The 24,962-nt window shown below is 27.4% G+C and carries 22 protein-coding genes; 1 reads left to right on the top strand and 21 read right to left on the bottom strand.

The window, feature by feature from the left end; all coding sequences use genetic code 11:
* Nucleotides 1-119: 119 nt before the first annotated feature.
* The 15 genes from I2A75_RS02890 to modA form a co-directional block, all read right to left on the bottom strand.
* Entirely contained in the window at nucleotides 120-839 is a 720-nt protein-coding gene (locus I2A75_RS02890; protein WP_195262964.1) for an MBL fold metallo-hydrolase, read from the bottom strand.
* A 238-nt stretch (nucleotides 840-1,077) separates the two neighbouring features.
* A complete protein-coding gene (locus I2A75_RS02885) occupies nucleotides 1,078-1,353 on the bottom strand; it encodes a CD3324 family protein (RefSeq protein WP_195262963.1) in 276 nt (91 codons plus the stop codon).
* Nucleotides 1,354-1,588: 235 nt separating this feature from the next.
* Complete coding sequence (locus I2A75_RS02880; protein WP_195262962.1) at nucleotides 1,589-3,190, bottom strand: family 20 glycosylhydrolase; 1,602 nt, start codon at nucleotides 3,188-3,190, stop codon at nucleotides 1,589-1,591.
* A 150-nt stretch (nucleotides 3,191-3,340) separates the two neighbouring features.
* Complete coding sequence (locus I2A75_RS02875; RefSeq protein WP_195262961.1) at nucleotides 3,341-4,606, bottom strand: chloride channel protein; 1,266 nt, start codon at nucleotides 4,604-4,606, stop codon at nucleotides 3,341-3,343.
* A 265-nt stretch (nucleotides 4,607-4,871) separates the two neighbouring features.
* Nucleotides 4,872-6,386 carry a 5'-nucleotidase C-terminal domain-containing protein gene (locus tag I2A75_RS02870; protein WP_195262960.1) on the bottom strand — a complete coding sequence of 505 codons (1,515 nt, stop codon included), beginning with the start codon at nucleotides 6,384-6,386 and terminating at the stop codon, nucleotides 4,872-4,874.
* Nucleotides 6,387-6,506: 120 nt separating this feature from the next.
* A complete protein-coding gene (locus I2A75_RS02865; protein ID WP_195262959.1) occupies nucleotides 6,507-7,763 on the bottom strand; it encodes an ABC transporter substrate-binding protein in 1,257 nt (418 codons plus the stop codon).
* Between the two features lie 19 nt (nucleotides 7,764-7,782).
* Nucleotides 7,783-9,078, bottom strand: coding sequence for an MBL fold metallo-hydrolase (locus I2A75_RS02860; RefSeq protein WP_195262958.1), 1,296 nt, complete (start codon nucleotides 9,076-9,078; stop codon nucleotides 7,783-7,785).
* Nucleotides 9,062-9,880, bottom strand: a complete 819-nt coding sequence (locus I2A75_RS02855; RefSeq protein WP_195262957.1) for a carbohydrate ABC transporter permease — start codon at nucleotides 9,878-9,880, stop codon at nucleotides 9,062-9,064. The genes I2A75_RS02860 and I2A75_RS02855 overlap by 17 nt, the downstream gene beginning before the upstream one ends.
* A gap of 8 nt (nucleotides 9,881-9,888) precedes the next feature.
* Nucleotides 9,889-10,770 (bottom strand): sugar ABC transporter permease, encoded by an 882-nt coding sequence (locus tag I2A75_RS02850; RefSeq protein ID WP_195262956.1) that lies wholly within the window; start codon nucleotides 10,768-10,770, stop codon nucleotides 9,889-9,891.
* Nucleotides 10,770-11,840: an ABC transporter ATP-binding protein gene (locus tag I2A75_RS02845; protein WP_195262955.1), complete on the bottom strand. Its 1,071-nt coding sequence runs from the start codon at nucleotides 11,838-11,840 to the stop codon at nucleotides 10,770-10,772. The genes I2A75_RS02850 and I2A75_RS02845 overlap by 1 nt, the downstream gene beginning before the upstream one ends.
* A 745-nt stretch (nucleotides 11,841-12,585) precedes the next feature.
* Nucleotides 12,586-14,385 (bottom strand): WG repeat-containing protein, encoded by a 1,800-nt coding sequence (locus I2A75_RS18165; RefSeq protein WP_195262954.1) that lies wholly within the window; start codon nucleotides 14,383-14,385, stop codon nucleotides 12,586-12,588.
* Nucleotides 14,386-14,541: 156 nt separating this feature from the next.
* Nucleotides 14,542-15,708, bottom strand: coding sequence for an iron-containing alcohol dehydrogenase (locus tag I2A75_RS02835; protein ID WP_195262953.1), 1,167 nt, complete (start codon nucleotides 15,706-15,708; stop codon nucleotides 14,542-14,544).
* Between the two features lie 261 nt (nucleotides 15,709-15,969).
* A complete protein-coding gene (locus I2A75_RS02830; RefSeq protein WP_195262952.1) occupies nucleotides 15,970-17,037 on the bottom strand; it encodes an ATP-binding cassette domain-containing protein in 1,068 nt (355 codons plus the stop codon).
* A gap of 11 nt (nucleotides 17,038-17,048) precedes the next feature.
* The gene (modB, locus tag I2A75_RS02825) at nucleotides 17,049-17,720 is read right to left on the bottom strand and encodes a molybdate ABC transporter permease subunit (protein WP_195262951.1); all 672 of its coding nucleotides are present in this window, start codon (nucleotides 17,718-17,720) and stop codon (nucleotides 17,049-17,051) included.
* Nucleotides 17,721-17,729: 9 nt separating this feature from the next.
* Nucleotides 17,730-18,530, bottom strand: coding sequence for a molybdate ABC transporter substrate-binding protein (gene modA, locus I2A75_RS02820; protein WP_195262950.1), 801 nt, complete (start codon nucleotides 18,528-18,530; stop codon nucleotides 17,730-17,732).
* 321 nt (nucleotides 18,531-18,851) lie between these two features.
* Between modA and I2A75_RS02815 the strand changes: the two genes are divergently transcribed.
* Complete coding sequence (locus tag I2A75_RS02815; protein ID WP_195262949.1) at nucleotides 18,852-19,373, top strand: excisionase family DNA-binding protein; 522 nt, start codon at nucleotides 18,852-18,854, stop codon at nucleotides 19,371-19,373.
* A gap of 116 nt (nucleotides 19,374-19,489) precedes the next feature.
* On the opposite strand, the gene I2A75_RS02810 is transcribed toward I2A75_RS02815, so the two are convergent.
* From I2A75_RS02810 to I2A75_RS02785, 6 genes are all read right to left on the bottom strand, one after another.
* Nucleotides 19,490-21,184, bottom strand: coding sequence for an oleate hydratase (locus I2A75_RS02810; RefSeq protein WP_195262948.1), 1,695 nt, complete (start codon nucleotides 21,182-21,184; stop codon nucleotides 19,490-19,492).
* A gap of 148 nt (nucleotides 21,185-21,332) precedes the next feature.
* Complete coding sequence (locus tag I2A75_RS02805) at nucleotides 21,333-21,902, bottom strand: TetR/AcrR family transcriptional regulator C-terminal domain-containing protein (protein ID WP_195262947.1); 570 nt, start codon at nucleotides 21,900-21,902, stop codon at nucleotides 21,333-21,335.
* 96 nt (nucleotides 21,903-21,998) lie between these two features.
* Nucleotides 21,999-22,571, bottom strand: coding sequence for a hypothetical protein (locus I2A75_RS02800; RefSeq protein WP_195262946.1), 573 nt, complete (start codon nucleotides 22,569-22,571; stop codon nucleotides 21,999-22,001).
* Between the two features lie 162 nt (nucleotides 22,572-22,733).
* The gene (locus I2A75_RS02795) at nucleotides 22,734-23,006 is read right to left on the bottom strand and encodes a hypothetical protein (RefSeq protein WP_195262945.1); all 273 of its coding nucleotides are present in this window, start codon (nucleotides 23,004-23,006) and stop codon (nucleotides 22,734-22,736) included.
* A gap of 123 nt (nucleotides 23,007-23,129) precedes the next feature.
* Nucleotides 23,130-23,792, bottom strand: a complete 663-nt coding sequence (locus I2A75_RS02790; RefSeq protein ID WP_243241964.1) for an HAD family phosphatase — start codon at nucleotides 23,790-23,792, stop codon at nucleotides 23,130-23,132.
* Nucleotides 23,793-23,951: 159 nt separating this feature from the next.
* Nucleotides 23,952-24,848: a Cof-type HAD-IIB family hydrolase gene (locus I2A75_RS02785; RefSeq protein WP_195262944.1), complete on the bottom strand. Its 897-nt coding sequence runs from the start codon at nucleotides 24,846-24,848 to the stop codon at nucleotides 23,952-23,954.
* Between the last annotated feature and the right edge of the window lie 114 nt (nucleotides 24,849-24,962).

Raw genomic sequence — 24,962 nt, 5'->3', positions numbered from 1 at the left:
CTTGTTAAATAGCAAAGCATGTAATAATAACAGTTTTAGAAGATTAAATTAACAATTGTTAAATCCTTGTTAAATACCAACTTAAAATCAACTTTTTCATCAATAGTATATGTTTTAAACTAAATTTTCATAAGTGATTCTCTTATATTTTTTCTGTATATTCCACCATGATAGCATATTATTTTTTCTATATCATAATTTAATAACTTAATTATAGAATTTCTAGCTTTCTCCATATCTAATGTATACTGAGGGTTTGCAATTACTAATTTATTATCCTCTATAACTAAAGCATCTCCTGCTATTAGCGTTTTACTTTCTTTTAGATATATAGATATATGTCCTGGCATATGTCCTGGAGTTTCAATTATCTCCACTCCTCCGCACCATTCAAGCTTTTCTTTATCTTTTAACACTGTATCAACTTTAACATTTTCTATGGATTCGAGCATATGTTGAAAATTTCTTGCCTCCTCTTTATCCTCTTCTGGAATAGTATCATATATAAATTCTGCTTGCTTTAACCTTAAGGATTTTTCTTCTCCACTTATATATCTTGATTCTATATATGATGATAATACTTCTATATTAGGATATTTCCTCTTAAAATCTGCTAGTGATCCCATATGATCATAATCGTGATGAGTTATAATTATTTTTGTCAGTTTATTTAATTCAATTTCTTTTTTTCTAGCACACTCTTCTATTAGCGGTAAAAAGTTTTGATATCCACAATCAATTAATATCATATTGTTATTATCACTTAATATTACAGGAAAAATTGTATTAACCGTGCCTCCATACTCAAAGTTAACATCCAATACTGTTACTATATTCATCTTTATTCCCCTTTCAATATACCTTTATAACTTTACTTTATTTATAGATAAATATAATATAATCAAAATATGCTTTTAATTATATTATTAAAAAAGTAATATATTTTATTCATACCAATACCTTATACGAATAATATCATTTAATAAATTTATGTAACAAGTTTAAAAACACTTCTGAACAAATTTTGATAAAAAAATAATACCTATATAAAAATCATATAGGTATTATTTCCAAAATTCATATTATATCTTTTTGTTGTCTAATTATTCTTCTAATACTACTTTCAGTAAGATAGTAACATTTAGTAAGCTCATTAATAGTCATTCCTTCACTATACTTACTGTAAATTTCTCTATTTCTTTGTTTTAACTCATCCTTTAGTCCACTTTGAGTGCCCCAGGATTTTCTTTTTTCAAACTTTGTAGGAATATATAGATATCCTCCATCTACATATTCTTGAATTATTTTAATAATCTCCTCTGGCAATATATCTTGTGCTTTTTTATACTTCATATTAGTTGCTCCTATCTACTACTTAATTCATAAATAAAAAGCAAAGACTGCACAAAACATTCAAACCGCATTTATATTCCTAATACGGCTCTAAACAAAATTGTAATAATAGCTTACAGTCCTTGCTTAGAGCCTAATCTAACAACTAATTCTACTCTAATACACATCAAAATTCTCCCCTTATTTAATAATATAATACTATTTTAACATAAATCTAAATTAATATCTTTGAATTTTATTTCCATATACCACTATCCCTATAATAATTAATGCCTTGATTACTAAGTCTTTCGCCTTGTTTCTCCAACCTAATTTTATATTCATCCCAATTTCTAAGTTCTTTAGGAGTCCAACCAATTTCAGCGTAACCTAGTAATCTTGGATATATCATAAAATCCATTTGCTCTACAGTTGAAATAGTTTCTGTCCATAATGGAGCTTCTAACCCTAAAATCAAATCCCTAGGAGCATATTCTGTAGGATCCCATTTATATGCAGTTTCTATAGGAATGTATCCTGCCCAATCTAATCCATATGGCGTACTTTCATTATACTTCATATCCAAATAAGCTTTTGATGCTATCGAAATTATCATCTTCATCTTTTTTTCTCTAGCTGCTTCATTTGAATCCTTCCAATTTTGTAACACTACACTTGAATTTATTTCTGGGGCAGTATCTATTGGATCCCATCCTATTGGCGTTTTCCCATAACCTTCAACTATCTTAGCTACTCTTCCCACAAAATAATCATAATCGGCTTTTTTAGTACTTTCAGCTTCATCTCCTCCTATATGAAAATATTTTGAAGGTGATATTTCTGAGATTTCTTTGATAACATCACTAATAAATTCATATGTTTTTTCACTATGTGTCATGAAAGAGCTAAAACCAACATCTGTTCCTGTATATAATGGTTTTCTTTTTCCATCTGGATTTAAGAATCCATAAGAAGCTAATGCCGCATTACTATGACCTGGCATATCAACTTCCGGAATTATTTCTATATATCTATCAGCTGCATATTTAACTATACTTTTAAACTGATCTTGTGTATAGTATCCTCCTGGTCCACCACCAACTTCTGTACTTCCTCCTATAAGAGTTAAATCTGGATATTTCTTTATTTCAATACGCCATCCTTGATCATCAGTAAGATGTAAATGTACTCTATTTATTTTATACTGTGCCGCATAATCTATTTGACGTTTAATTTCATCCTCCGTAAAAAAATGCCTAGCAACATCTATCATTAACCCTCTATATTGATATTCAGGCTTATCATTTATTGTAGAAACAGGAATACTCCACTCAACATTAGTAACTAATGTACTTTTTACAATATCTGTAGGTAATAACTGTTTTAATGTTTGAACACCTCTAAAAACACCTTCTGGCTTATATGCTATTATCTTAACATTTTCAGAAGTAGTTATCATTTTGTATCCTTCATTTCCTTGAGCTTCTTCTCCTCCAATAGTTGTTAAATAAATGCTTGATACAGCAGGCTTTTCACCCCTTATTATATTCAACTCAAATCCTGTTGAAGGTTTTAATTTTTCTTTTAATAATTCTGCAATTCTGCCAAGCTCCTCTGTTTCTGCTTCATTATTTCCTTTTACATAAATTGAAGTATCCTTAGTAAGCAAAAACTTTCCAGTTCCCTTTTCATATCTTAATGGCTTTGGAATAATATCATTATCACTAGTTTCTGCTACAAATACAGATTGTACTTCTTCTTTATCTCTAAAAAGACTTATTGAATAAAATGTTAATATTAAAATAGCTAACATAATTAGAGATAGAGATTTAAAAGATTTATTATGTTTTTTCTTCATTAGTTCACCTTCCCTATATTAGTCATAAGTTTATATTAAATATATATTATCAAATATATATCCTTCATAATTATCTTATAACCTAAATTTAAAAGTATATACCTCATTTTTATAAATTAATTCAGCGCTCCATTATGCATATTAATCTCTTTAATCATGTTTTCTTATATTTCCTTCAAATATTTTTTCTTTTTCTTTTGGTAATTTTCTTTTTGTTAATATATCATAAAATCCAGAAATTATATAACTAACTGTCATAACAGTTATAATTGCTACCATTTCCTCTCCACCAAAGTATTCCAAAGCCATAGCTATAGATGTTATAGGAAGAGAGGTTGCACTACAAAATAGCCCTATCATTCCTAATGCTGTCACAGATGTAAGTGGTAAATTAATAAATTTAGAAACAAAGCTTCCTAAAGTTGCTCCTACAAAAAATGTTGGATTTCCTCTTCCACCTTGGAAAACTGAACCTAATGCGACAGCTGTGAATATAATTTTCCATATAGAATCCATTATACTTACATGACTTTTAAATGATTCATTTATAAAAGACTGACCTAATCCATTATAATTATCTCCAACTATTAAAAATAGAATTATTGTTATAACTCCACCTAAAATAGCTTTTATATATGGATTTCTAGTAAACATATTATAAACCTTACTACTATTATCTAATACTAAATTAAATATAAATCCGCCTATTCCAAATATTATACCTAGTAATACTAATTTCATAAGAACTACAAAGCTTAAATCATCTAAAACTAAATTAGGATACTCTACAACCTTACTTCCTACTCTCATTGCTATTTCATTAGATATTACAGCTGTTAAAAAAGCTGGAATTAATGCTTGATAATGAAACCTACCTTTTAATATTAACTCCATTCCTAAGATTGCTCCTGCAAAAGGCACATCATATATTACTCCAAATGCACTCCCAACCCCACATATTACTAATGTTCTTTGTTCATCATCAGATAATTTAAACTTCCTTGCTATAAAATCTCCTAAAGTCCCTCCCATTGCTACTGCTGACCCCTCTTTTCCTGCCGAGCCACCGCAAAATGTAGTTAATAAAGATCCTATAAATACTACAAATGTCATATAAAATGGAATATTCTTAGCCGCTGATTGAACTTCAGATTTAAGCAAATTTTCTCCTGAATATGCATTTCTTTTTGTTTTTAAATACATAAACGTTATTATTAACCCTGCTATAGGCAAAAAGTATATTAAATACTCATGATCCTTTCTGTAATTATTAGCTGCAGATAACATCCTATTAAACAGACCAACTATAATACCAATAGGTATAGCCATAGCAATGCTTAATATAATCCACTTAAATATTTGCCGTATTAATTTATAATAATCTTGATTTTTTTCAGTATTAACTTGTTCGCTCATCAATATTCTCCTTGTTTCAAATAGTACTAATAAACTTTATTATTTGATATTATGAAAAAATAATTCCTATTAATCACTTATTATAACAACTTTATTCATTTGGCTATTATTCCTTCAATCTTAATATAATTTATATTAATTAAATTCACTATATTATCATAAAATTTGAATGTGATTTCATGTTAATAATATAAATTAATCCTATAAATAAAAAAGTTCAAAGATATTATAATTTTAAAAATATCCTTGAACTCTAAATAATAAATTAATATTTAATTATATAACTACTTTCACCTGGAATATCTACTTCATGGTTTCTTTGGAAATAATCTATTATAAGCTCACTCATATCCATATTTATTTCTTTTACAACTTGAGCATTTTCATAAGCAGGATAAATAGCTGTATTGCTTGCACGATAATTATTTAAAACTATTGTGTAATCTTTATTTAAATCTATTTCTTTTCCATCCTTTTTCATTGAAACAACACGATTTCCGAAATCTTCATTTAAATCTATTTCATAAGTTAAACCTGCAAATGTATCATAATTATAGTTTTGTACCTTCGGTACTAAAAATTCTTTATTAATTTTAATTTCATTATTTTCTAAAACAAAATATGTAGCACTTTTTTCAATAGCTTCTTTAACTTTGCTACCTTTAATTTTAAGAACTTTTAATGTATTTGGATATGGATAATTAATTAGTACGTCTCTAATTGAAACATTTTTCTTAAATCCAATAGCCGTATCAAATAATGATAAAGCTGAAAAATCTGCATTAGAAACATCTAATTGAACTTCATGTAAGAAATTTATGAAAGGATGCCCCTTAAGTCTTGCTATAAAGATATCATCTAAGATTATGTCATTTTTAAAATGGCCTATTTCCTTATCTAAATAATCTTGTAACTCCTTATTTATATTCGCAAATCGTTTTTCTAGCTTAGAATCAATTTCATCATTTAATTTTGATACATCTATTAATTCATAATTCATCTCTTTAGTTTCAGTATCTATAACTATCTTAGTAAAATTTTGACCATTATGCATAGGTTGTGTACATACAACTCCATTTATTTTTGTTATAAATGATCTATGTTGATGACCACTTAAAACAATATCTATAGAATCATAGTTTTCTAACAATTCACTTGCTTGGTTCTCCTTTGTTAACTTTTCTGTAGGCGTGTTATTTCCATCTAGACTTTTTTCGAAGCCTCCATGATAACAAGCTATTATAATATCAGATTTTTCTTTTAATTCCTCTTCATATTCTCCATAAACTTTTACCGGATCTAAAAATTCTAAGTTTTTAATATTCTTTTCTTGTTCCCAATTAGGTATAAATGATGTTGTAAACCCTATACATCCTACCTTAAAACCATTAAAATCAAAAATCTTATAAGGATTACTATCAAATGACAAACCTTTAATATTGGAGTTTATAATTTTATCTGAAACCGTCTTATAAGCAGTATTTAAATAATCTAATCCATAATTAAATTCATGATTACCTAAAGTATACGCATCGTATCCTATATCTTCTAAAAGTTCTGTTATTGGATTAGTCTCTAGATTTTGCTTAGATAAATAATGAGTTAAGGCTGACCCTTGAATTAAATCACCACAATCTATTTTTAAAGATGCATCATAGTTCTTTTCATCCTTTAAAATATAGGTTCCTATTTTTAATATTCCAAGAGATTTTTCAGTTACATAATTTGTTGGATATACAAATCCATGTAAATCACTTGTTTGATAAATTACTAATTTCATAGTACCTCCTTTATGTGCTTTGCACAATGTAAAATGAATAATGTATAATATAAAATTAAAGAAAAAACTCCTTACGGAGCTTTCAAAATTTGGAGCTGCCATAAAGCAGCTCCTGTTATATTATTCCCAAATTGAATTTAAAGTTGTTTTAAATTCTTCTAATTTTTTAGTCACATCTGTTTTAGTATCAGCTAATATTGCTTCTAAAACTGTACCTGCTTCACGGTATGCAGCATCAGCACCAGCTATTACAGGGTTTGTATATAAGTTCTTAGTTGCATCTGCTAATATTGGAGCTATTAAGCTTCCAGAATTTTTATATTCTTCTGATTCAATAGCACTTTGTCTTACTGGCATATATCCAGTTTCTGAAGCCCATTGAATTTGCTTTTCTTTGCTAGTTAAGAATCTAAAAAATTCGTATGCAGCAGTCTTTTGTTCTGGTGTAGCACTTGAGAATACATATAAATCAGTACCTTGTTGTAATGAAGCATTTGTTGGATATGGAGCAGCACCTACTTCAAATTTGTCACCAACACCTTGTTTAACAAAATTTTCACCTGCATTTGAACCAACATACATACCTATAGTTTCATTTCCAAATGGTCCTGATAAATATTTATCTGTTCCAGCAATTCTGAAGTAACCTTCCTTGACACCATCTAAATAGTAATTAACAGCTTTAACTGACGCATCACTTGTAACATCAAAGTTATTATCAAAAGTTTTACCTTCTGATTTTAAGAATGTAGTATAGTAAGTATTTAAAGAATCAAATCCAGCACCTGGAATACCTTTTTTATCTTTAATTTCTTTTGCAACTTTTACAAGTTCATCATAATTTGTTGGAGGTGTTAATTTTAATTCATCAAATAATGTTTTGTTATACCAAATAACTTCTGTTGATTTATTAAATGGCATTCCATATATCTTTCCATCTATCTTAGCTGCTTCTCTAAGGCTTGGTAATATATCATCATAATTATCAAACTTAAGAGTTTCATTTTCTATGTATGGAGTTAAATCTGTAACTAATCCATCTTGTATAGGGTTAAACATCCAATCAGGATATGCTTGAGTTATTGTTGGTAAATCCTTAGGACTTGCAACTGTTGCAGTTATTTTTTGTTGTAAATCTGGATAACTTGATTGGTTTTGTAAAGTAACCTTAATATTAGGATTTTGTGCAGTAAATTCATCTGTTAATTTTATTAGAGATTTTTCTAAATCTCCACTCATAGCATGCCAGAATGTTATTTCTACTGGATTTGTTATTTCTGTTACTATTTCTTCATTTTTTGATTCAGCACCTTTAGTAGAACATCCAGTTAATAGTCCTACTGATAGGGCTAATGCTAATAATTTTTTGAACTTCATTTTTCACCCTCCGTTGTTGTTAAATTGTTTGCTTTTTCTCTGGTAATAGCCTATCTCCAGATTCATTATAAAGTTTTTCAGGACGATATGAATGAATTGGAACTAGTAACTTAGGTTTAATTAAGTTAATTATTTCAATTAAATCATAAGGATGAGCATGCCCACTACATGAAACTCTTTCGAATTTAATATTCTTTTCTTCAAATTTGTTTACGAATGGTGCATATGCAGGATCAAATTCACCTAATGGAACTGCATTTGAGTGAATATATATTCCACCTTCTTTTAATTTATCCATATATTTAATTGCAAGTTTATCTAGTTGCCAGAAAAAGCTTCCTTCATCATTTAATAAATCTTCAAAACTAACTTTAAGATTTTCATCCAATCCATAATCTCCATTATCTAATTGATAATAATAAGATTCATATCCAGTTGCTTCCTTTAGTACATAAGAATAATATGCATCTAAAACAACTTTTCTCGAATTGGTTTTTATTATATTTAAAATTCTTTCTATATTAGAAATATAATAATTAAATGTTATTTGTTTGTTAGGATTATTATTAACAATTTCATTTATCTTTTCTATTAGTTCTGGTTCATTTGAAATTTCCTTATCACTAACATCATCATCAAACTCTTGGAAAGAGACACTTACACCTTCTATTAGTAAAACATCACAATTTTCACTTTCCTTACAGAAGTTTAAAGTAGCTTCTTTTCTATATCCATGAAGTCTTATATCTCCTGTATAAGATATTACTAGATCAGGAGTTTCAATCAACAATCCACATGCTCCATATGCATCATGATCAACTGGCATTACTTTAACTTTTATTTTGCCAATTTCTATCACTTCATTTTCTTTAACTCCAATTATATCTCTCGTATTATTTCCTTTATTCTCATGTAGAGGGAAAAGAAAATCATTATTTATATTCAAAGTATTTAATAGAGACTTAGTACCCTCTAATGTATATAAAGGTACTTCTGGATTTAAATAATTTACTATCTTTGAATGATCTAAATGCACATGTGATAAAAATACTGCTGTATTTTTAAAGTTATCTTCTTTTGACTCATAACCTTTTAGTGGAATTTTAGGATCAAACATATTATTTAAATATGGAACTAAATTTTCATCTAATAATTCTTGTAAATTAGTTGGTTGTACTGGTGATTTCGGATCATATTCACTTCCAAAATCGAAGAATATATGACTATCTTCATATGTTATTTCTATTATTGTTCCTCCAATAGTTAAAATACCATTGTGAAACGTAATCTTTGTTTTTTTATCCTTTAACGCCACTCTTAACAACTCCTCTAATGATTTGTTTTCTAAAAATTAAATATAAAATTAAAATAGGAACTATAGCAATTGTTGATGCAGCCATTTGTAAATGAACATTTGACCCGCTTTCAGTAGCAAAGGAACTTAATCCATTACTTAACAATCTCATTTCCTTACTATTTGTTACTAGTATTGGCCATAGGAATGAATTCCATCCATTAATAAAGCTTAAGATACCCATTGTAAATAATGCTGGTTTTGCTAAAGGAATTAAAATTCTATTAACAAATTCCAAATCACTACATCCATCAACCTTTGCAGCTTTATAGTAGGAAATTGGGATACTTGTTAAATATTCTTTTAAATAAAATATGTAAAACACGCTTGCTAAAGATGGAAGTATTAGTGCTGTATATGTATCTAATAATCCTAGCTGTGCAATTGTTTGATAATTTGTGAAAACAGTAACTTCATATGGTACCATAAGTAAAGCTGCCATACCAAGTACTAAAGCATTCTTATATTTGAACTCTAATTTTACTAAAGCAAAGCTTGCTAATATTGAAGTTATTATTGTTCCAATTGTTGATACTCCAGCAACTAAAATCGTATTAAAGAAATATCTAACAAAAGGAGCCTGCTCCATTGCTAAAACAAAGTTTCCCCATTGAAACTTCTCTGGAAATAGCGTTGGTGGAATACTAGTTGCCTCTTGATACGTCATTAAACTTGATAAAATCATATATACAAAAGGAAATAGTGTAATCAACGCCATAATAAGAATAAACGTCTTTGATAAAACTAAATTTACTTTTTTCATCACTTCACCTACTTAGATAATCTTTTTAATATACGATTTTGAATTAATGTGAAAATTAAAATTAAACCAAATAAGATAACTGCAGCTGCCATTCCTTGTCCATAACGATTTTCAACATAGAACTTATTGAATATGTAGAATACTGCTGTAGTAGCACTATCTGCAATACCTGCTTTTCCATTGAATATTGCAAAAACTTGTGCATAAACCTTAAATGCATTAATAAAATTAACCATTAATAAAAACGTAATAATTGGTATCATTTGAGGTAATGTTATTCTAAAAAATTGTTCAACCTTTGTTGCTCCAAACATATCTGCTACTTTGTAATAACTTTTGTCAATATTTCTTAAACCTGAAAGTAATATAATTATGTTAAATGCAAGTCCTGACCATATACCAAATATAACTAGTGTTATCATACTCATATTAGGATCATCCAAGAAATTTATTGGTCCAACATTAAAAAATCCTAATATATAGTTTACAAATCCATATTCACCATTTAATAAAAATCTAAAAACTATACCAACGGCAATTACACTCGTTAAATATGGTATAAAGAATATAGTTTCAAAAATATCTTTATGTTTAATTCTTTCATAAACTGTAATTGCAATAAACATTGAAATAATTAATCCCACAGGCACAACCACAAAGGCAAAAATAGCTGTATTACCTACTGCAGTGTGAAACTTTGGATCTTTTAAAACAATCCCATAATTTTTAAATCCATTGAATGCTAAATTATTTAAAGTTCCCTTTTGAAAAGACATAATAAATGTTTTGATTAATGGTAATACATTAAATATCCCAATTACTATTAAAGCAGGTAAAAGAAATAACCATGCTTGTGGTGAATTTTCTGCTCTATACTTTAACTTTCTCATTAGTACACTCTAACTCCATTCTCTTGGAATATGTAGATTCCATTATAGTCAATATCAAGTCCTAATTCATCACCTTCAAGTACTTTATTGCTTATATCAGTAATTGATTTTGCATTTATATCATTAACATTGAAGTTTACTATACAGTCTTTTCCTATTAATTCAATAGATTCAACTTTAACTTTAAATAATGGATTTTTACTTATTTCAAAATATTCTGGTCTAATTCCTACAAAATACTTATTTTCATTTAAATCTTGCTTAAATCTATCTTTATTTAATAAATTTAGATCAATATTGAAATCCTTTGTTTTTAATAGATTTCCTTCTTTTTCAACTTCAAATATATTGATTATAGGATTTCCCATAAACTTAGCTACAAATAGATTTGCAGGTTCTAAGTATAAATTTTGAGGTATATCAAATTGTTGAACAACACCTTCATTCATTAATACTATCCTATCACTTATAGATAAAGCTTCTTCTTGATCGTGAGTAACAAAAATAGTAGTAATACCAATTTCTTTTACAAGTCTTCTTATTTCTTCTCTTATTTTTAATCTTAATCTTGCATCTAAATTACTTAAAGGCTCGTCTAATAATAATATTTTAGGATTTTGAACTAATGCTCTTGTTATAGCAACTCTTTGTTGTTGCCCCCCTGACATTTCCCCTGGCTTTTTATTAGCTAACTCTTCAATACTTGTAATTTTCATATACTTTTTAGCTATTTCAAGTGCCTCACTTTTTGGCTTTTTCTTCTTTCCAACTGTAAGAGGGAACATAACATTTTCTAAAACTGTCATGTGTGGATATAGCGCATAATTTTGAAATACTAAACCAATATTTCTATCTTTAGGATGCTTTCCAATTATAGATTCATTGTCAAATCTTATATCTCCACTGGTAGGATCTAAAAGTCCTGCAAGTAGATTAAGTATAGTTGTTTTTCCGCAACCACTAGGTCCTAATAGGCAAACAAGTTCACCCTCGTTAATCTCAAGATTGATGCTTTTTAAAGCTTCATAACCATTGTTATAAACTTTTTTAAGTTTTTCAATATGTATCATGTTTCACCTCTAGTGTTTATTTTTTATGTTTAATCTCTAAGTTTTAATACAAATATAATATACTAAATTTATTATATTAATACAATATTTATTCGTATTTTTAACTTTTAATAAATAAAATTTTAACATTTATTAATGTTTTTTTAGAATTATTTTAATTAAATATAATATTTTCAGAAAAACCGAGAAATATATTTACAATTAGAAATTTAATTTAACATATTAATAAATATATCCGAATGTTTCTCTTATAATAGATTTATTTGTTTAATCTCAACTTCTTTTATTTCATTTATAAATTTGTAAAATAAATATCTTTCTACATCATATAATCTCCTAAAAATAATTAAATATAATACCCATAATGAAAATTAATAATTATTTTATAAATTGACCTCGTTCAAGCATATTTTACTAATTTAGTTTTTTCCTTTTTATAAAGCATACTTATGGTTGGATGTTGATTTTAACATAGAATCATAACAAAATTTAAGTTATGACAACTTTGAATATATTTAAATAAAGAAAAGGAGCTGTTGCAAAAGTATTTATCCACTGGAAAATATAGATATACTTTCTAGTGAGCTCCGAATATTATGTTAATTTTAAAAGAAAAAAACCAGATATTTCACGAACTATACATTGTGAAATATCTGGTTTCATTTTATTATTTAGTGATTTATTGAAGAGCTATTTACAATATTTGTTTTTAAAACAGCCTTTTTTCTTTATTTAATCTCTCTACTTAAGCTTGCAGTGCTTTATAAAAATCCCCACTTTTATTTATCATTCCATGAATTTCAGAAAAAGGAATTTTGAATGTTATAAATCCAGCTGAATATGGTCCAATCTCATAAGGTGGAAAATAAATATATAAATTACTACTATCAACATAAAAATCTTGGTCTTCTTTTATCCCTTTAAATTGATCTTTAAATACATATTCATATTGTTTATCATTTTGTATCATATTACTAATAATCTTATTTAATTCACCTACCCAATAAACTCCTCCCATAAATAAATCTCCTAATGTGTAAAAATTGCCAGTTAGCAAATTGATAGTTGGAGTTTTTCTATATGGCATTCCATGTGCTGCTCCTAATGGATAGTAATAACCTTCAATTTCTAAAACTAATAAATTATTGTTGAAGTATTTTATCCTGAAATCACCATAATAATCATAATTAAGAACATCATTTTCTGTAATAACTAAGCTATCTTTACTTCCGTTTTCTTCATTAGGATTAAAATAAGACAAAGATCTTAATTTGTTATTAATCTCAATTTCTACGTTCTTATCTTTTATTCCTTGTACTTCAGGTATATATATTAAATAACTAATATTAGGCTTATATTTTTCTTTTAGTATACTATAACGATTATCAAGATATATAATATCATTTGATTTATAAATTATTCTACCTGACTTATCTAAATAATATGGTGAATAATCTATATTAGCATAAACTACTTCACTCTTTATTGATAATTCACCACTTCCGCTAACTTTAGGTAGATTTACCTCTCGATTTCCAGATAAATCGATGAAGAAGGTATCTGCTTTATCTGATACATATGCTAATCCATTATTATAATCGCTAACAGCTAAATAAATAAATTCTGTTAATCTATTTCCATTTGTAGCTCCTATAGCATATATACTTCTAAGTTTTAAACTCTCATCTCCTATTGGAATACCTAAAGCTACTCTGCCTTCTCCTAGAATCTTAATGTCACTAAAATTAGGTTCATATACATATTTACCAGTTTTATCAATAAGGCCATATGGACCTTGAAAGCTATCTGATTCGCTAACTATTGCTACACCATCTCTAAATCCTTGTGCTGATTTAAATCTTGGTTTAATAATTACTTGTCCCGCAATATTTATATAACCTAGTGGACCTTCAAATGAATTTCCAAATACCATTAATCCATCCCCATATTGTGATATATAGTTATAGGTATAAGTATTTACAACTTGACCATAAGGATTTATTAATCTATATTCATTTTCCTTTAATTTTACTAATGCTACTCCTTCATTAAAGTTATTTGCTTCTAAATATATAGTTGGAATTATATCATATCCTTCTAAATCAATATATCCATATCTATAGCTTCCATTACTATTACTAAAACCAACTATTGCCCTTCCTTCGCTATAGTCACTTATAAAACTATATTTTTTATTGGTTATAATATTCCCCTTTTCATTAATAACTCCCATGTAATCACGATACACCCAAATTGCTCTATTTTCTTTAAATTCTCTAATACTATCAAAAACTGGCTTTAATACAAACTCTCCATTTTTATTAATTACTCCAAATCTTTCTCCTAATCCCACTATAGCTAATCCACTACTATTAAAATCATATGCACTTGAATAAATTGGATCAATAATAAATACTCCTTTACTATTTATATATCCATAAGTTTTTCCTTCTTTTGTATTTCTTAAAGCAGGATATAATTTCTCACTATTTATTCTATTTTTTATTGCAAAACTTTCTACTTTATTATTTTTATTCGAATTCACTTTAATTCTCCTAATAAATCATTCTTTATACAATATATGAATAATTTATAAATAAAGTGGCAATTTATAAAAGAAGTGCATAAAATACATTTATTTTATACACTTCTCTTATTATTAGTCTATCTTTATTAAATTTTCTTACATTAAAACTTTAACTTATAAAGAAGCTTTATATATGTTCAATATATCTTCTGAATTAAGTGGTTTAAAATTACCTATTGTTTTTCTTCTTCTAACTGCTTGATTTGCCATTTCTTCAAGTTTTTCTTCATTTATCCCAACTTCTCTTAATGTAGTAGGTATATCTAATGAAATAAAGAACTCTCTTGTTTTGTCTATAGCTTCTCTAGCCAACTCATATTTTTCTTTACTTCTATCTAAATTCCATACATTAATAGCATATTCAACAAACTTATCTACTGTACTATCATCTAGCACATATTCCATCCAAGCTGGCGTTAATATTGCAAGACCTACACCATGAGTAATATCATAATAAGCACTTAATTCATGTTCCATTGGGTGAACACTCCAATTTGTTTCTTTTCCATAAGTTAAAAGCCCATTTATAGCTAAGCTGGAAGCCCACATAAGATTTGCTCTTGCTTCATAATTTTCAGGTTCATCCATAGCTATTCTGCCATAATTAATGCAAGTTTTTAAAAGAGATTCCGCCATCCTGTTTTGAAGATAAGCCCCTTCTGTATTATTAAAGTACACTTCAAAAATATGACTCATTATATCTGCTGTTCCCGCTGCTGTTTGATTTTTTGGTACAGAAAAAGTATATGTTGGATCTAATATAGAAAACTTAGGAGCCATTTCTGGATTCCCTGTTCCTAACTTCTCATTAGTTTCTAGGTTTGTAATTACTGCTCCTGAATCCATTTCTGAACCTGTTGCAGCAAGAGTTAATATACTTGCTATTGGAATTACACTTTTTATTTTACTTGGATCTACAACTATGTCCCATGCATCACCCTCATAGGTAACTCCTCCTGCAATGACCTTTGCACAGTCAATAGTACTACCACCTCCTACTGCAAGAACTAAATCTATATCATTTTCTCTACAAATATCGATACCCTTTCTTACACTAGTTATTCTTGGATTTGGCTCAATACCTGAAAGTTCAAAAAAACTAATATTATTATCTTTTAAAAGATTAACAACCTTATCATAAAGTCCTATTTTCTTTATACTTCCTCCTCCATATGCTAAAAGCACCTTGCTTCCATATTTTTTTATTTGGTCTGGAAGTATATTTATTTGATCTTTTCCAAAGAAAATTTTAGTCGGAATTGAATAATTAAAATTTATCATATTATGACTCTCCTTTCTGTCTTATATTTTATAATACACCTAATATTCTAATTATTAAATATAATTATATATTTCTAAATAAATTACTTTTTTCTAAAAAATAGATCTATTTTTATGATCTCCTAAAAATAAGCTTTATAAAATTCTAAAATTATATTTAAATAATAAAAAATCCACGATATATTAGTTAATAATATTACCTCGTGGATTTTTTATTATTTATCATATTCTATTTTTTATACTTACTACAAAATAAATATACTATTCTAAAAATAAAATTGAGTGTTCAGGTATTCTTAAGTATAAATTAGATTTATTTTTTCTGTTATCCCACTCTTCTTTTTTAACCTTATATACCATTACACTACTATCATTTTTTTCACTAGAATTTTTATTTACAAACATTATATTATATTCAAAAACATTTTCTACTATCTTATTTATTTCACACTCTATAATGTTTTTTTCATTATTTATATTGCCATTATCAAGAATTTCAAAATTATGAGCTCTAATTCCTACATGATTTATATTTCTAGGAACTACTTTTTCTGTTTCAAGCTTTATACCCCACTCTGTAGCATAAATTTTATTTGAAGATATAACTTCACACTTTGAAATATTTTTGCATCCAGTAAGTATTGCTGCTTCTTTTAGCTTTGGCTTTTCAAAAATATCCTTCGTATTTCCAAATAAAATTGAATTCCCCTTATCAATAATAGCAATATTCTCACAAAACTTATAAACTTCATCTCTACTGTGAGTAACCATAAGAACTTCACCATTATATAGCTTTAAAAATTCTAAAACCTCACTTTGAAGCTGCTCTTTTAGGTATGAATCTAAAGCAGAAAATGGTTCATCAAGCATTAATATATCTGGTTTGTATATTATACATCTTGCTATAGCAACTCTTTGCTGCTGCCCCCCAGAAAGTTTACTTGGGTATTTCTTTTCGAGACCTTCTAAATAAAAAGATTTTATAATTTCTTTCACTTTAATTTCTTTTTCTTTTTTAGATTCCTTCAATCCTACTCCAATATTTTCTTCTACAGTCATATTAGGAAATAAAGCATAATTTTGAAATAAGTATCCAATATTTCTTTCTTGAGGTTTTAGGTTAATCTTTTTTTCAGAATCAAATAATACTTTCCCATTAAGTATAATACGCCCTTCATCTGGAGTTTCAATTCCTGCAATGCATTTTAAAGTCATACTTTTTCCGCTTCCTGAAGCTCCTAAAATACCAAGATAATCACCATTTGTTTCAAAAGAAACTTCAAGAGAAAATCCTTTTAATTTTTTCTTTATATTAACAAATAAACTCATTATCTTCTTCCTTACTTTATATATTTTCTTTCTTTAAGAGTAAAATAATTTGTTAAAACAACAACAACAAAAGAAATTATGGTAACAATTAAAACATAATTAGTAGCTGATGCCATATCTCCTGATGCTACATCTGCATAAATTGCTAAAGGCAAGGTTCTTGTTTTATTTGCTATATTTCCTGCAATCATTGCTGTAGCCCCAAACTCCCCAAGACCTCTTGCAAAAGCTAATATTCCACCTGAAGCAACTCCTGGTAATGCAAGAGGCATAATTATACGCCAAAATATTTTTCTTTCTGAAATTCCTAATGTTCTTGCCGCCATTATTAAATTTTGATCAACTTGTTCAAATGCACCTCTTGCCGATCTATACATAAGAGGAAATGCTATAACTACTGAAGCTATTACAGTAGCTGTCCAAGAAAAAACTATTTTTACGCCTAAAAACTCTAGTAAAAACTTACCTATTGGTCTATTTACGCCAAATATAAGTAAAAGAAAGAATCCCATTACTGTAGGTGGTAATACTAATGGCAATGTTAAAATACCATCTAAAATCATTTTTATTTTTTCAGACTTTATTTTTACAATTCCTCTTGCTATAAAAAGTCCCAACAAAAAAGTAAAAACCATAGATACAGTTGCAGTTTTTAAAGAAATTATTATTGGTGATATATCCATTATATTCTCCTATTTATTACCTGAAAATCCGTAAGATTCAAATACTTTCATTGCTTCTTCAGATTGTAAAAACTCAGTAAAGCTTTTGGCTGCTTCTTGATTTTTAGTTGCCTTTACTATTCCTAGCGGATAGATAACTTTAGAAACGCTTCCTTCTGGTGCTTCTAAAACTACTTTCACTTTATCATTTGATGCTGCATCTGTTGAATAAACAATTCCTGAATCAGCACTTGCCTCAGCAACCCAAGTTAAAACCTCTGTGACATTTGTTCCAAGGCTTGCTTTTGAGGACACTTGGTCCCAAATTTTAAGATTTTCAAATAACTGTTTTGCATATTGTCCAGCTGGTACACTTTCTGGATCTCCTATAGCTATTTTATCAGATTTTAATATATCTTCAAAAGTTTTTATATCTTTATTATTTCCTTTTGAAGCTATAAGTACAATTTTATTTTCAAGAAGTTCAATAATAGAACTTTCTTCAATTAAACCTTTTTTATTTAATTCATCCATTTGCTTTGTTGCTGCAGACATAAATACATCTATTTCTGCTCCCTCTTCAATTTGAGTTTGCAACTTTCCTGAGCTATCATAAGTTGCTTGAACCTTAATATTAGGATACTTTTCATTAAACATAGGAATTAACTTATCATCCATACAATTCTTTAAACTTGCTGCTGCTGCAATAGTAATAATTGATTCTTTTTCTTGTGAGTTATTTGTATTATTTGACACATTATTCTTACTACATCCAACTAAAGAAAAAGCTAATAATAGCATACTTAAAATTAATGATATTTTCTTTTTCATTTTACACACTCCTAATTTATGAAATACTATCATTACAATAAATAAAACTGATTTAGTTATGCCAAAACAAACTAAAACAGAACTAAACCTAACAAAACCAAACAATTGTAATTATATTGTAAATACTCTCTAGTGTCAATTAATTTTGATTTTTATATTCATTTTCCTTAAATATTTAAATTTAAACCTTTCAAATATTTTTAATAAATATATTGATATAGAAGTCTATAACCCTTAAATTTATAAACCATTTTCTAATTGTTATATACTAAATAATATGTTAAATTATTTTTATACTAATAGAATGAAAAGGTGAATAAAATGAATGAAGATATCTTATATACGCCAGATGAGATTGCTCAAAAATTAAAAATAACTAAAGGTACTGTATATGAAATGATAAAACGTGGTGATTTAGATGCTCACCGTATGGGGAAGCACCTTCGTATATCTAAATCCCAATTTGAAATTTATCTTTTAAAATCTAAAGGTTATGAAAATAGCTATGAAGCAACTTTAATTTCTGAAGATGACGAAACTTTTGCATTAATTGATTCTGTAAAAATCCAAGTAAGTACTGAATTAGGAGGTAATGTAAGAATTTCTATTCGCCCTGAAGATATTATCTTAAGTAAAGGTACATTTGTAAGTAGTGCAAGAAATGTTCATAAAGGTATTGTAACTGACATTATATTAGATGGTAATAGCGCAAAGGTAGTTTTAGATATTGGGATTCCACTAATAGCATTAATAACTAAAAAATCCTTAAATGAAATGTGTATAGAAAAAGGTACTGAGTTTTATGCTATTTTTAAAACTATGTCTGTAAAAGTTTATAAATAATACTTACTATTTATATTTTAAATTAATAATATCTAAAAACAAATGAAATATTAATTAATAAGAAAACAACAAGCCTAAGAATGCGTTATTTTCACTTCTTAGGCTAATCTTTAAATTTATAAAAGCTTTAATATTTCTGTATTTTTCAAAATATCCTTTAATGCAATATCTTTTAGTGATAGCTTATCTACTCCAAGACATGTTTTAGCTGCATTAACTAATACTCGTATATCATATTGACTAGGGAATACTGGATCAACAACTTTATCGAGCTTCATTAATCCATATACAGCCATCATTGCACTTCTAACAGAATACTCTACAGTAAATACACAATCATTTTCTACTTCTGCATATTGTCCTATAAATCCAAAGTTCTCACTACCATAAGGAATAACCTGAGGCCTATCTCCTTTTACACGAGGCATAAATTGAGAAGTTATATATGGCATCATACTTGGAATTACATTAACAGTGTGTTCAAGGATTTCTGGAATTCTATCCTTTAATCCCATGTGATATAATAACTCTTCAAACATTTCACGGCCTGTACATTCTGAAATTGTTTTATTTATATAATCACCTTTTATATCCATATTTAATGCATATGCCCATAAAACTTTAACATTATCAGGTTGATTAATAAAGTGAGGATGCTTTGGTACAACCCAGCTCATAAACCATTTTGAATCTTTTATTGTTACAAGCCCTCCCATTCCTGGCTTATCTCCAGTTAAATTATATAAATAAGGGAAAACTATATCATCATCTTTTAATGTAATTGTAAATGACAACCATTTAGTTTTATCTATATTACTACAAAATACTTCTGGTCTTCCAAAGTCTTCTGATTTTCTTGAAAGCTTTTGCCATACACTAAAACATCCCTTATCATCTGAAGTATTTAGAGCTGCAGGATTATCCAAATCGCCTCTTGTTGTATTTTCAGTCATTGATCCATTTGTAAATAATACTAAATCATCCCTATTTACTTCTATTTTTTCATAGCAATCATCTTTTATATAATGAATTGCTGTTGCTATCTTCTTATTATTTGAAAAATCAAAATCTATATCTGTAACTTTATATCCTTTATTAAAGCATACATTATTATCCTTTAACCATGTTATTAAAGGAAGAATTAATGAATCATATTGATTATATTCAGTATGCAAAATTCCTTCTAACCTATTCATCCCACCTATTAAATGCATGAATCTTTCCATATAACGTTTTACTTCTACAACACTATGCCATTCTTCAAAGGCAAACATTGAAGCCCAAAAGAACCAAAAGTTTGTTTCAAAAAATGATGGTGAAAAGTATTCATCAATTGTTGTTGCTCCAAGAGCTTCCTCTGTTAACATATGAAGTTTAGCAAGTTCCATAGCATTTTCCTTTGATAAACCTAAACTAGAAAAATCAGTTCTTTCTCCTTGATTATGAACTAAACGACAGTGTGACTCAATAGGTTCTTCAAGATTTAACTCTCTAAACTCATCTAATACACTTCTATTTTTATCCTTTAAGGATGGTATAAAACTAAATAATTCCATGAAACATTCAAAGTGTTCTTCTATTTCCCTTCCACCTCTTGCAGTATATCCTGTAGTTGCAGTTCCAGCTCCATCCATTGAACCTCCATAAACTTTAGATTCCTCTAAAATATGAATATTTTCACCTGGCATATGCGCATCTCTTATTAAAAATGCTGCTGCAGATAATGAAGCTATTCCTCCTCCAATTAAATATGCTTTTCTTACATCAATATTATTAGGTGTAAGAGGATTGATTTTTTGATAATTTCCCATAATTAAACACCTCTTCTTTAAATTCTTTACATTTAATAGATTATTCCTGTAATAAAATTTCTTCAATAAACAGAAAAAGAAGATTGAGAAAATATTGCACATGCTTAATTAACTGTGTAATATTTAGTCAATCTTCTCTAATATATTATTATTTTCTTCTTTTATCATTTCTCATCATCACATAAGAAATGGTCCCTGTCATTATTATTTCTATTCTATCTAAAATACATTGTGGTTCTTCTTTTAAGTTATCCTTAAGCCACAATATAAATTCTCCTACTATAGCTAGTGTATAAAACCTTATAGTTTCATTTTTTATATTTTCATCAATATCCATATCTTTTATAATATCTAGGGTCACACCTTGTAATGCATTATAAAAAATATTATATAAGAACTTCTCTAAATGATCTCGCCCCAAAGAATTAAATGTATTAAGACATATTTTTTTATTGTCTATAGTGTACTGAAGAACTATAGTTATAGCTGTCTTCCACCCATCCAAATTATAATATTGTTCTAATTCCTCTATCACTTCATGTTCATAAATCCACTCAAGTAATTCATAAGTATCATTGAAATGATTATAAAATGTACGTCTTGTAATCCCACATTCATCAGTAACTTCTTTGACTGTAATTTTATTTATAGAATGCTTATTCATTAGTTTCTTTAAGGCATTAGCCAAAGCCATTTCTGTTATTTGTGAATTAGACATGTTCCTCTCCTTTATTATAAAATTATAACTATATCTAAAAAGAAGCATTGTATTGGATTAATAGTTAATCATTTTACAACACTTCTAATTTTCACTTTATTTTTTTTCTGTCTTTGTTAAATATAATATTAATTCATCATAATTATTTTCAGCTACTGATTCTTTTGATTTAAAATCCTCTATTTTATTATTGGAATTTATAATATTTTCATAGTTTGATAAAGTATCTAATATTTCAGCTTTAAAAAGTGGAATGACATCTATTATTCTTTTTATTCCGTATACATATTCATCATCACTAATATTAAAACACTTAAATAATCCTGATGTTAATCTCCCATCAGAAAACATATAGATATATCTATCTTTCATTTCATCAGATAAATCCACTTCAATTTTATGCTTGTACAGCCTAAATATTATTCCCTTATCCTTTATAAATATAGGGAATATAGTTGAAAAAAGCATAACTACATCTTCTTCTTTATCTGCTACTCCACTAAAATCATGTTCATTAAGTTTTGTTAAAATTTCATCTGTAAATATAGAGTCTTTTATTTTTTTACCTAGCTTTGCTTTTAACTTTTGTTCCTTTTCTTCAATTAGAAAATTATCAATTGAACTAAATAATTTACTGATTTTACTTTTATTTTTTTGTGAATTATTCATATTACACATCTCCTTAAATAGTTCAATAGAAAGTTAATACGATACTTTCTTTTTTACTTATTGATAAATTCAATATTTATAACTTCATTGTAATATATTTTATATAATTACACAAATCTACCAACTAAATTCATAATTTGAAAGTCTAGGAATATTTATATTCTAAAAATATTTACCTGCAAATTTAGTTTTTACAGCTTCAGTAACTACTTTAAAATCTTCTTCATTTTCTGAAAATAATTTTACAAGTTTTTCTTTTGCTTCTATGTATTCTTCGTTATTCTCATCAAGTTGTACTATTGGTCTAAATAGCTTATGAAATTTCATAAATAATATCGGATGCTTCTTTGCAAAAGCTTCCATTTCATCTATGTGCCTTTCTTCTTTTGTCGCATTTTTTAACCATTTAAAAATATAATCATATTTTTCTTCCATAACAGACACTTCCTTCTTTAGTTTTATTTTTATACTTTTTCAAGTTGTATATTTTAATGTTACTATAATAAATATTAAATACAAAACTTATATTTTACTCATAAACAGCCTAAAATCTTAATTTTAATGAAATATTGCTTCCTTTACTTCAATTAAGTTATTAAAGCTTTTATAACAAAGCTTTTTTATATCATCATCTGCCTCTTTTAAATCAACTACATGTACCACCTTCATATTTCCATTATAAGCAGCCTTAACCCCAGATGATGAATCTTCTATTACAATACAATTTTCAGGATTAACTTTAAGCTTGTCTGCTGCTTTTATAAATATATCGGGATTAGGCTTAGTTTTCTCAACATCATCTTTACATACTAAATCATCAAATAAATGCTTAATGTTTGCTCTATTTAGTTGTTTTTCCATTCTGTCTCTTGTAGCTGAAGTAGCTAAAGCTATTTTATAATTATTTTTTCTTAAATATGTAAGTAATTCATAAGCTCCTTCTTTTAATGGTATTTTCTTTTCTATTTCTTTGGCTAAAGCCTCATCCTTTTCTTTATACATTTCTTCTATTGGAATATCCATGCCAAATTCCTGCTTAAATACCTTCTTAACATTCTCACGCCCAGTTGCTATAACCCTGCAATATATTTCCTTAGTCATTTTATAACCATACTTTTTACAAACCCTTGTCCAAACCTTTAAATATATTCTTTCTGTATCAAATAGAACTCCATCCATATCAAAAATTACTGAGTCTATTTCATCCATATTAAGCTGCATATTCTCCTCCGTATTTTGCTACAAATATTAATTTTTTAAATATCAATATTTCTAAACCTTATAAAAATAAAGTTTATTTATTTAGATTACAATTAAGAATAAACTCATAGATAATGAATAATTAATTATCTTTGAGTTTATTTTAATTTTAATATCTTATTAAAAATTTTCTTCTGACTTAAGCATTTTATCCATTTCATTATTAAGTACATTATAAATGGCTTTAGCAACTCCTAAATTATCATTGCTATCTGTTATATATTTAGCTATCGCCTTCACCTCTGGTATAGCATTTTTCATTGCAACAGTTTCTTCAAATATCTCAAACATTGAATAATCATTAAAACTATCACCTAATATCATAACATCTTCTCTTGCTATATCCATTTTAGCTGCAACCTGTTCTAAGATTATTCCTTTTTGAGCATTTATATCAGTAATTTCTATATTATCTCTGAATGATGATGAGATAGCCAATCCTTCAATTTCTCCAAGCACTTTCTTCATTTTATCTATAAGCTCTATATCATTATGAAAAGCAACAAATTTTCTTACTTCTACTCCCTCTTCAAAGAATTTATCTAAATCCTCAATAAATTTTAAACAAGTAAAGAAACCTAAATTTTCTGCAACTTCTCTTGCTTCTTCTTCAGTTAATGATGGATTAAAACTCATAGTTCTAAAGATAACCTCTTGAAGAGCCATTTCTCTTGTAGATGTAGTAAATACACCCTTTTCTGTAAATATTCGAGCTGACATTTTATTTTTATCTAGAATTTCGATTATCTTCTTTGCAGTTTCATTTTTTATATTTATTACATCTAAGATATTTCCATCTTCATCTCTATATTCCGCTCCATTTGAAAGCACACATTGAGCCTTTATATTATGTTTATCTAATAAAACCTTAACACTATCATATTCTCTACCTGTAGATATTGCAAATATTATTCCAGCTTCTTCGGCTTTTTTAATTGCTTTTACAGTTTCAAAATCTATGTCATGATCACTATTTAATAAGGTTCCATCCATATCTGACGCTATTAATCTTATCATAACTATTCCTCCGTTTTTGATATATTTGATTCTATATTATATAATATCATACATTTGTAATTTTACATAAATTTATACTAATTACTTTTAAGCTTTAATTACTAAGCCATATAA

This window comes from Clostridium sp. 1001275B_160808_H3, from assembly GCF_015550425.1.
Taxonomy (GTDB): Bacteria; Bacillota; Clostridia; order Clostridiales; family Clostridiaceae; genus Clostridium.
This window is presented reverse-complemented; position numbering and strand designations above follow the sequence as displayed.

What these genes read in the sequence shown, in the direction of transcription:
- I2A75_RS02890 (WP_195262964.1), bottom strand. Translation starts at nt 839, where the DNA reads ATGAATATAGTAACAGTATTGGATGTTAACTTTGAGTATGGAGGCACG.
- I2A75_RS02885 (WP_195262963.1), bottom strand. Translation starts at nt 1,353, where the DNA reads ATGAAGTATAAAAAAGCACAAGATATATTGCCAGAGGAGATTATTAAA.
- I2A75_RS02880 (WP_195262962.1), bottom strand. Translation starts at nt 3,190, where the DNA reads ATGAAGAAAAAACATAATAAATCTTTTAAATCTCTATCTCTAATTATG.
- I2A75_RS02875 (WP_195262961.1), bottom strand. Translation starts at nt 4,606, where the DNA reads ATGAGCGAACAAGTTAATACTGAAAAAAATCAAGATTATTATAAATTA.
- I2A75_RS02870 (WP_195262960.1), bottom strand. Translation starts at nt 6,386, where the DNA reads ATGAAATTAGTAATTTATCAAACAAGTGATTTACATGGATTTGTATAT.
- I2A75_RS02865 (WP_195262959.1), bottom strand. Translation starts at nt 7,763, where the DNA reads ATGAAGTTCAAAAAATTATTAGCATTAGCCCTATCAGTAGGACTATTA.
- I2A75_RS02855 (WP_195262957.1), bottom strand. Translation starts at nt 9,880, where the DNA reads ATGAAAAAAGTAAATTTAGTTTTATCAAAGACGTTTATTCTTATTATG.
- I2A75_RS02850 (WP_195262956.1), bottom strand. Translation starts at nt 10,770, where the DNA reads ATGAGAAAGTTAAAGTATAGAGCAGAAAATTCACCACAAGCATGGTTA.
- I2A75_RS02845 (WP_195262955.1), bottom strand. Translation starts at nt 11,840, where the DNA reads ATGATACATATTGAAAAACTTAAAAAAGTTTATAACAATGGTTATGAA.
- I2A75_RS02835 (WP_195262953.1), bottom strand. Translation starts at nt 15,708, where the DNA reads ATGATAAATTTTAATTATTCAATTCCGACTAAAATTTTCTTTGGAAAA.
- I2A75_RS02830 (WP_195262952.1), bottom strand. Translation starts at nt 17,037, where the DNA reads ATGAGTTTATTTGTTAATATAAAGAAAAAATTAAAAGGATTTTCTCTT.
- modB (WP_195262951.1), bottom strand. Translation starts at nt 17,720, where the DNA reads ATGGATATATCACCAATAATAATTTCTTTAAAAACTGCAACTGTATCT.
- modA (WP_195262950.1), bottom strand. Translation starts at nt 18,530, where the DNA reads ATGAAAAAGAAAATATCATTAATTTTAAGTATGCTATTATTAGCTTTT.
- I2A75_RS02815 (WP_195262949.1), top strand. Translation starts at nt 18,852, where the DNA reads ATGAATGAAGATATCTTATATACGCCAGATGAGATTGCTCAAAAATTA.
- I2A75_RS02810 (WP_195262948.1), bottom strand. Translation starts at nt 21,184, where the DNA reads ATGGGAAATTATCAAAAAATCAATCCTCTTACACCTAATAATATTGAT.
- I2A75_RS02805 (WP_195262947.1), bottom strand. Translation starts at nt 21,902, where the DNA reads ATGTCTAATTCACAAATAACAGAAATGGCTTTGGCTAATGCCTTAAAG.
- I2A75_RS02800 (WP_195262946.1), bottom strand. Translation starts at nt 22,571, where the DNA reads ATGAATAATTCACAAAAAAATAAAAGTAAAATCAGTAAATTATTTAGT.
- I2A75_RS02795 (WP_195262945.1), bottom strand. Translation starts at nt 23,006, where the DNA reads ATGGAAGAAAAATATGATTATATTTTTAAATGGTTAAAAAATGCGACA.
- I2A75_RS02790 (WP_243241964.1), bottom strand. Translation starts at nt 23,792, where the DNA reads ATGCAGCTTAATATGGATGAAATAGACTCAGTAATTTTTGATATGGAT.
- I2A75_RS02785 (WP_195262944.1), bottom strand. Translation starts at nt 24,848, where the DNA reads ATGATAAGATTAATAGCGTCAGATATGGATGGAACCTTATTAAATAGT.